Source organism: Spiroplasma sp. AdecLV25b, assembly GCF_030913225.1.
In the GTDB taxonomy this organism is placed as follows: Bacteria; Bacillota_I; Bacilli_A; order Mycoplasmatales; family VBWQ01; genus Spiroplasma_E.
Map to the genome: position 1 here is coordinate 1 of NZ_JAQYTS010000042.1, position 7,644 is coordinate 7,644.

10 protein-coding genes are annotated in these 7,644 nt (G+C 26.5%); 3 read left to right on the forward strand and 7 right to left on the reverse strand.

Annotated features, from left to right (window positions below; genetic code table 4):
* The 6 genes from RDJ14_RS04130 to thyA all read right to left on the reverse strand — a co-directional run.
* On the reverse strand, positions 1 to 199 hold a 199-nt coding region (locus RDJ14_RS04130), incomplete at its 3' end, for a hypothetical protein (protein ID WP_374047466.1).
* 612 nt (positions 200 to 811) lie between these two features.
* Positions 812 to 958 carry a heavy metal-binding domain-containing protein gene (locus RDJ14_RS04135; protein ID WP_308150116.1) on the reverse strand — a complete coding sequence of 49 codons (147 nt, stop codon included), beginning with the start codon at positions 956 to 958 and terminating at the stop codon, positions 812 to 814.
* Between the two features lie 80 nt (positions 959 to 1,038).
* Positions 1,039 to 2,091: a hypothetical protein gene (locus tag RDJ14_RS04140; protein WP_308150117.1), complete on the reverse strand. Its 1,053-nt coding sequence runs from the start codon at positions 2,089 to 2,091 to the stop codon at positions 1,039 to 1,041.
* 63 nt (positions 2,092 to 2,154) lie between these two features.
* Positions 2,155 to 2,880, reverse strand: coding sequence for a lysophospholipid acyltransferase family protein (locus RDJ14_RS04145; protein WP_308150118.1), 726 nt, complete (start codon positions 2,878 to 2,880; stop codon positions 2,155 to 2,157).
* Positions 2,881 to 3,372 carry a dihydrofolate reductase gene (locus RDJ14_RS04150; RefSeq protein ID WP_308150119.1) on the reverse strand — a complete coding sequence of 164 codons (492 nt, stop codon included), beginning with the start codon at positions 3,370 to 3,372 and terminating at the stop codon, positions 2,881 to 2,883.
* Positions 3,372 to 4,241, reverse strand: a complete 870-nt coding sequence (gene thyA / locus RDJ14_RS04155) for a thymidylate synthase (protein WP_308150120.1) — start codon at positions 4,239 to 4,241, stop codon at positions 3,372 to 3,374. Before thyA ends, RDJ14_RS04150 begins: the two co-directional genes overlap by 1 nt.
* Positions 4,242 to 4,524: 283 nt before the next feature.
* Here thyA and RDJ14_RS04160 point away from each other — a divergent pair, with 283 nt between their 5' ends.
* From RDJ14_RS04160 to RDJ14_RS04170, 3 genes are read left to right on the forward strand one after another with little or no spacing between them, the layout of a single operon-like run.
* A complete protein-coding gene (locus RDJ14_RS04160; RefSeq protein ID WP_308150121.1) occupies positions 4,525 to 4,881 on the forward strand; it encodes an ATP-binding cassette domain-containing protein in 357 nt (118 codons plus the stop codon).
* Positions 4,869 to 5,714, forward strand: a complete 846-nt coding sequence (locus RDJ14_RS04165) for an ATP-binding cassette domain-containing protein (protein ID WP_308150122.1) — start codon at positions 4,869 to 4,871, stop codon at positions 5,712 to 5,714. The genes RDJ14_RS04160 and RDJ14_RS04165 overlap by 13 nt, the downstream gene beginning before the upstream one ends.
* Positions 5,715 to 5,728: 14 nt before the next feature.
* A complete protein-coding gene (locus tag RDJ14_RS04170) occupies positions 5,729 to 6,178 on the forward strand; it encodes an ABC transporter permease (protein ID WP_308150123.1) in 450 nt (149 codons plus the stop codon).
* A gap of 272 nt (positions 6,179 to 6,450) precedes the next feature.
* Here the strand turns inward: RDJ14_RS04170 and RDJ14_RS04175 are convergent, their stop codons facing one another.
* The gene (locus RDJ14_RS04175; RefSeq protein ID WP_308150124.1) at positions 6,451 to 7,485 is read right to left on the reverse strand and encodes a hypothetical protein; all 1,035 of its coding nucleotides are present in this window, start codon (positions 7,483 to 7,485) and stop codon (positions 6,451 to 6,453) included.
* Positions 7,486 to 7,644: the final 159 nt, after the last annotated feature.

Genomic DNA, 7,644 nt, shown 5'->3' on the forward strand with positions numbered 1-7,644 from the left:
GTGATTGAATCGGTAATAGTGCTAAAAAGTAAGTAATAAAAATAGTACTAGCATAAACTACGGTTGCTAGGCGAAAATAATAGTTAGTATATTTATGTTCATTTTCCTTATTGTGGAATATAATCATTAAAGTTAATAAAACAATGATAATTATATTAGTTTCAAAACTAAAATATGATATTCCTGTTCATAAAATCATAACTGGATTAAGTGAGTACCATAAACCATGAGGATTTTCCGGAAGAAAAGTACTATCTTTATTTCAACCATTTAACTGTTAGCACCGGCCATCAAAGTTTGAATCATAGCATACAAGCTCACAGTAATAGTTAGTATCTTAATAAATAGTTTTCAATCACACAAATATTTTTTTCAATTCATGACTTTACTCCTAACTTATATAACCTTAATATTTTTAATTATAACTATTTTTGAATGATTATGTGCTAATTATGCATTGTATATGAGTTACATGAAATAGTGACTCTCTCTTTAGGTATTAAAATGTTTTGAATTTGCTAATAAAAATTCATAATCGCCAATAGAAAGTTTTGTTATTATTGTTTCTTGTAGTACCAATATACAACTTAACATACCTACTCTTATAACATTAGATTGCCATCTTTATTTAACTATATCCCGTAGTTAATCTTGTCTATGTTAAAACTTTTTTCAAATTTCAATATTTTTTTCATGTAATCAAGCAAGATTATAATTTGAATTTTTGCTTAATTCATCATGTGCATCAGTAATTGCTTTTTTGATGCTAGGCAGATTGTCAATGCAAACGTAACGATTTTAATATTAAAAATTAATCCCACTCACAATAGACAGCAGTACCATAAATAACGATATCTAACATGCCTTCAAATAATTCATTAGTTTCAAAACGAATAGCAAGAATGCAATTAGCTCCAATAGGTTCATTGGAACTGTATACTTGAATTTGATTATTCATAAGTTTGTTTCTCCTTTATAAATCATTAAAATAATAACATTAAGTAATTATAAATGTAATTATTTTAAAATGCTACTTTTTTAAATTGTAGCACTTCTCTCTCTAATCGTTTCTTTGCTTGCTTTTAAATTTGAATAATAATTACATTTTTTAATATTTTCTTTAATAGGAATAGTTTTTCTATCATTGATTTGAGTTACTACTTCTGTAAAATCTGCATTATCGGTAATACTATTATTTTTAGTACACTTCTTGAATAAGGAAAACAGAGGCAATTCGTCTCCATTAACTATACAATTAACTAATGAATTAAGCAATGAATCCAAATTATACAATAAAAGATAAGGTGAATCAGTTAATAATTTCTTAATGTTAATATCAGCACGGTTATTAAATGATTCATTAAGTCATGTAAATATTGTTGAAATTAAAAAAGATAAAGGTAGTGTTAGTAGTAAAGATTTGTGACTAACTTTTTTAGTTTCAACATCTAATAATTTTGCTTCATCTCCACTATCGCTAGATATTGAAATATTTTCTAGTTCTTCTTGTTTAATACTATCTGATTCTATATCTTGACTTTTACTATCATTTAAATCATTAATTTCATTTTTATTAGTTTCAAATTTTTTAATATTTTCTTTTAATATTTCAATTATTTTTTCTTCAAAAATTTCAATTGCTATTGTAAAAAATAAATCAGTAACAGTACTTTCTAAAATATCTAAATCAAAAAAAGTTTCAAATTTATTATTAGATAATTTATCTAATAATACTGAGCAATAACTTTGAAAAATACTGGTGGCAGTATATCCAAACATTGATATCCCAAATTGTAAATTAGTAACCTCAGTTTGATAATGTTGATTACTTTTACTATAGATTCAAGATTTTATATTGCTAATTCATTGAAATTTTTTTGGTTCTAAAAACGTTTCCAACATAGTAATTCCTACACTATACTTACAACTGGTTTTAAAGTTATTTCAACTTCATTTTGTTTGTGCTACTCTCATACTAATTAACGATTGTAATATAGTCTGAGCAAAACTAGACATTGCAAACACACCCATCTTTTTTAATTGTTCTATCATTTCTTCAATCATAGTGTTATTTTCTATTTCTATAGGCATTATAATCACTTCTTTCTTTTTAACTTTAATTTATAAACATTGTTTTTAAATAAAACGAACCTATTATCCATAAAATACTATACCATTTTTAATGATATTAAAGATTTGTTTTGATAAAACATCAGTTGATAAGTGGATAAAGTGACTTGGCTCAATTGGTTTATGGAAAACAAGTTGTACATGAACTTTTCCTTTATGTTTTTTATCAAAAATTTGATAAGAATTAATAATTGAAACTGGAATAATTGGGACATAAGCTTGGTATGCCATTTTTAAGGCACCTGCTTTAAATTCACCCATTTCTTGACCATGGCTTCTCGTTCCTTCAGGAAAAATCATCATAGTACGAGGAATTCTAATTAATTCTTTGGCTTCTTGAAAAGCAGTTACTGCTGTTCTGGGGTTATTACGGTCAATAAATAACACGTCAATTAAGAAGATAAAACGTCGTGCTAAGCGACTTTTTTTAAGTTCTTCTTTGGCAATAAAACCTAGAGGAGCATGTAAGCTAAAATCATTAACTGATAATACTAGCAACGGATCAAAGTTAGATTGGTGATTAGCAACCATAACACAACCTTTACGTTTTGGTCATAAGTCAATATTATGAATAGTTAGTTTGATATTGTATAATCATTTGATATAGCGTACTCGCTTTTTTAGTCATATATAGCGTTTTGCTTCTGATACTAAATTAGGGTCTTTTAGTACTTTTTTGGTCATTGAACCTGACTTAGTATACGTTTGTAATAAGTAGGGTCAAGTCAAAATGGCTTTTCATATGTTCATTTAAATTAATTCCTTTCTTTGATAAATCTTAGCTGTAAATTGGTCATAATCAGTTGTTTTAATTAACTTAAAATCTGAAAAATCTAAATTTGGAAAGATGATATTACCTGAGTAGGGGTGTTTGATGATTGAAATATATAAGTAATCAGCAAGTTTTCAAGCTTGTTCATAAATTGTTTTCCCACCTAATACACAGATATCTTCGATTTTATTACCTTTGTATGGTTGTAAATATGCTAATAAATTATCACTAAAGATAATATTATCAAGATTATGTCATTTTTGATAACGTTCTTGATGATGAGTTGCTACTATATTGTAGCGTTTTTTTAAAGGAGAACCAATGCTTTCAAATGTTTTGGCACCCATAATTACGGTTTTATTAATAGTAATGCTTTGAAAGTATTGCATTTCTGCTTTGATTTTTCATGGTAGGGAATTATCAGCACCAATAACTCCTTCTTCAGTCATAGCTCATACTAAATTTATCATTAGACAGCAACCTTACCAGTAATTAATGGATGTGGATCATATCCTTCTAAAGTAAAATCACAATATTGGAAGTCAAATAAATTACTAATATTTTTGCTAATAACTAACTTTGGTAAAACTTTAGGTGCACGTTGTAATTGTTCATTAATTTGATTAATATGATTATTGTAAATATGAGCATCGCCTAAAGTATGAACAAAATCGCCTAATTCATAGCCACATACTTGTGCTAACATGATAGTTAATAAAGCATATGAAGCAATGTTAAAAGGAACACCTAGAAAAATATCAGCACTACGTTGGTATAGTTGGCAAGATAATTTCTTATCATCAGAAACATAAAATTGAATTAAAGTATGGCAAGGTGGTAAAGCCATGTTGTTAATTTCGCTAGGGTTTCAAGCTGATAAAATATGCCTTCGTGAAAATGGATTATTTTTTAGGTTTGTGACAAGATTAGTTAATTGATCAACACCATTGAAATTACGTCATTGTTTACCATAGACTGGCCCTAAATCACCAAATTTAAGAGCAAAGTTATGGTTAGTTTTAATCTTTTCTATAAATTCTTGTAATGTTTCATTTTGATATGACTTACTTTTAACATAATTTTTATATGGTCATTCATTTCAAATGCGAACATTATTTTTTACTAAGTACTCAATATTAGTATCACCAGCAATAAATCACAATAGTTCATGAACAATAGCTGGGAAATGAACTTTTTTGGTAGTTAATAAAGGAAAACCTTGCGCTAAATCAAAGCGCATTTGGTAACCGAAAGTGGAAATGGTTCCTGTTCCTGTTCGATCATTTTTTTGGTAACCATATTTCATAATATGACGGCATAAACTTAAATATTGCTCCACTGTTATTACCCCTTTCAGAAATTAAATCACTTATATTTTAACAAAATAATATCATTTTCCCTAAATTATTATGAAAAATAATTAGAAATTATTTTATGATTTTAGTTAATAAATTAATGTTTATTAAATGGTACTGGTGCTATGAGAATAAAAATAACATTATGTTTTGATAACAAATTCTACTTTAAATGTTATAATTTAGTATCATTAAATTTTTAAGGTTATTTTAATGTTCATGATACACTTATAATGTAATAGTTTTTAAAAGAAAGGAAATTTAAATGTGAAAAAATTAAAAAAACTTCAAGCGCAACCAGACAATTCAGAAAAATCCATGAATGAAACTCAGCAACCAGTTGAAAAAACAGTTGTTAACGCTAATTTTTTAATTAAAGCAACTAATATTATTAAAAAATATGGTGAAAAAACTGTACTAAAAGGTTTTAACATTGAAATTAAACCTGGTGAAAGAATTGGGATTATTGGTGCTAATGGTAGTGGTAAATCAACTATTACTGAAATTTTAGCATCAATTCGAAAACCAACTTCAGGAACAATTGAAAAAAAGACGGTGTTGTTATTGGATTTCAATTTCAAGAATCAAAATATCCACCAGGAATTACAGTTATGGATATGTTAGAATACTATTTAGAAACGTTTAACATTGAAATGAATATTGGCCAACTAAATGAATTATTAAATACCTATCAATTATCAGCTGCGAAAAATAAAAATATTATGTTCTTATCAGGTGGACAACAACAGCGTTTAAATATCTTGTTAAGCGTTATTCATAAACCTGACTTAGTGTTTTTAGATGAAGTATCTACGGGGTTAGATATTGAAGTTTGAGAAGAAATCTTTGAATTTTTAGAAGAAAATATTGTAAAGAAAAATGTAGCCATGATTCTAGTTTCTCATAACATGAGTGAAATTGAACGTTTTTGTACACGTATTATTTATATGCATAATGGTGATATCATTGAAGAACATACAGTTAAGGATGTAGTTAAAGAATATGGTTCAGTTCATGACTATACATTCCAACAATTTAAAAAATATAAAAAACCAAGTGTTGCTGCTGAAAAAGAATTATTAAGTAATAAAAAAGGTCAAACTGACCCTAATAAAGTAGTTAATGCTTTAAGTACTAGTCCCAAAAAACAGCGATCGCTGTTAAAATTAATGTTTAAATATTACTTGAAAGGTTTCTTTGTTCCGTTTTTCTTAATTATTTATCCCATCTTAATTTTAGGAATTCAAGGTTTCTCTATTCAAAACGCTGGGTCTGATTTTATGGCAAGATTAGCATTAGTGCGACAAATGATTGCTGGAATCGCCATTGTTAATATTATTTCTGTTGGTATTTTTGTTATCCCCCAAACAATTATTGAATTTAAAACCTCTGTTTTATTAAAAAGAATTGGAGCAACTATAATATTCATCCTTTGTTTTTTGTGAGCGCTGTTATAGTTATGGGATTAGTTATGTCAATTATTTCATTCTTATGAACATTACTATGAGGTGGAATTTATTTTGGTGGAACTTATGGTTGAGGAAATATTGCTTTGCCAAAGCAAATTATCATTTCTATTCCGTGAGTTTTAATTATCTTTGTTAGTGCCATTAGTATGGGATTAATGTTAGCATCATTATTTAAGACAATGACTTCATATTTTGCTGTCGCTAATGTATTATATTTACCGATTGCTTATTTGAGTGGTTCTATCTTACCAATTGATTTAATTATCGGAACTCCTGCCTTAAATGTAATTAGTTATTTCTCACCATTTAAATATTCAACTTTACCATACTTTAATTGTTGATCAGGAACATTTAAAATGACATGAGAAATGTATGTTTATGGGGTAGTTAGTTTAGTAATCCTTGCTGGTTTTATTGGCATTACTGCTAAAAAATTAAAATGACAAAGTTAATATAAAATATAATTGACTGGTATATATACCAGTCAATTTTTAATGTTTATATTTGGGCATTTTTTTAAATCTGGTGCCATATTAATACGCTTCTTATAAATATAAAATAAAAATCTTTTTTAGTTACAAAGGTAGACCAAAAAAGATAAAAACAAATTTTTAAATTGTAGTAAATATTAATAACTTACTATAAATAAAATTATACGAGAAAAATAAGATAATTGAAATATAAAATATTCATAAATTATTAAGTGTGTTATAAACGTTCTTAATTAGTTTTTACTAACTAACTTAGAATTTAACTCTAAACTACTAATTCATGCATAAGAATACATAACAATGTTTAGTGTAAAATCAAGCATGGCAAGAACATCATTTAATAGTTCTTCTTCACTACTATTTTTAATAATCAAGTTAAGTAAGTTAGCATTACTACTATTAGGCGAACTAATATTCATATATGGATACATTAATGTTACTTGTGTTTCATTAACAAAAATATTTGGTAATGGTTTTTGCATAGTAGCTAAATCAATCATATTACTCATAATTTTTGGTACTAATAATTTTCTTAGTTTTATGGGGTCACTATAATCAAGTGCAAATAATTTTTCAAACTCTGATGATTCTAATTGATCACCACGATTAGAACCCATAATTCTTGAACCTAAAGTTTCGGGTTTAATAGTAGTTACAAAGTCTTGGGGATTAATATGACAAGTAAAATATAAATAACGATTATATGTAGTACGGATGGTTGTGGATTTTCCTGTTTTTTGAACACGAACAATTTTTTCAATCATTGTTCCACAATTAAAATCTTGATTATTAACATTACCAACTAAGACTTTTTCGGTTCACACACGATGATTCATACTACTACCAAATACTAAAAATTTTTGTGGAATAATCGTAAAATTATTACTAACATCAAAAGATACTTTAGTTGCTAAAACAATTAAAACCATTATTGATGAAAAACCACAATTTTTAATTTTATTATTAAAAACTTGTCCAATAGAAAAAGATATAATGGCAATAATAATGATTGCAAAACCAGAAAAAATTAATCCAAAATATATTGTTTTTGAAGGTTCTTCTTTAAATATCATTGTACAAGTAATTCCAGTAATAAAAAGAATGATTCCGACAATCAAAATTATATATGACAATCATTTATATTTATTACTAATAAAGAAACGTTTAAATGAAGTATTTAAAACATTTTGATAAATACTACTCACATCATCTTTAATAATTTTAAATTCTTCGTCATTAAAATTAACAATCTTTTTAACTTCTGACATAATTCCTCCTAATAAAAGTAGGTTAAGTCTAAGATTGTGTGTAAATTTAAAAAAGTAATAAAAAATGAGCCATATACCCCTCCTTATCAAATATAATTAGTTTGAAAATAAAAACTAGATAGGATGAGAAATATATGACTCCATTAAATTTTACAATAG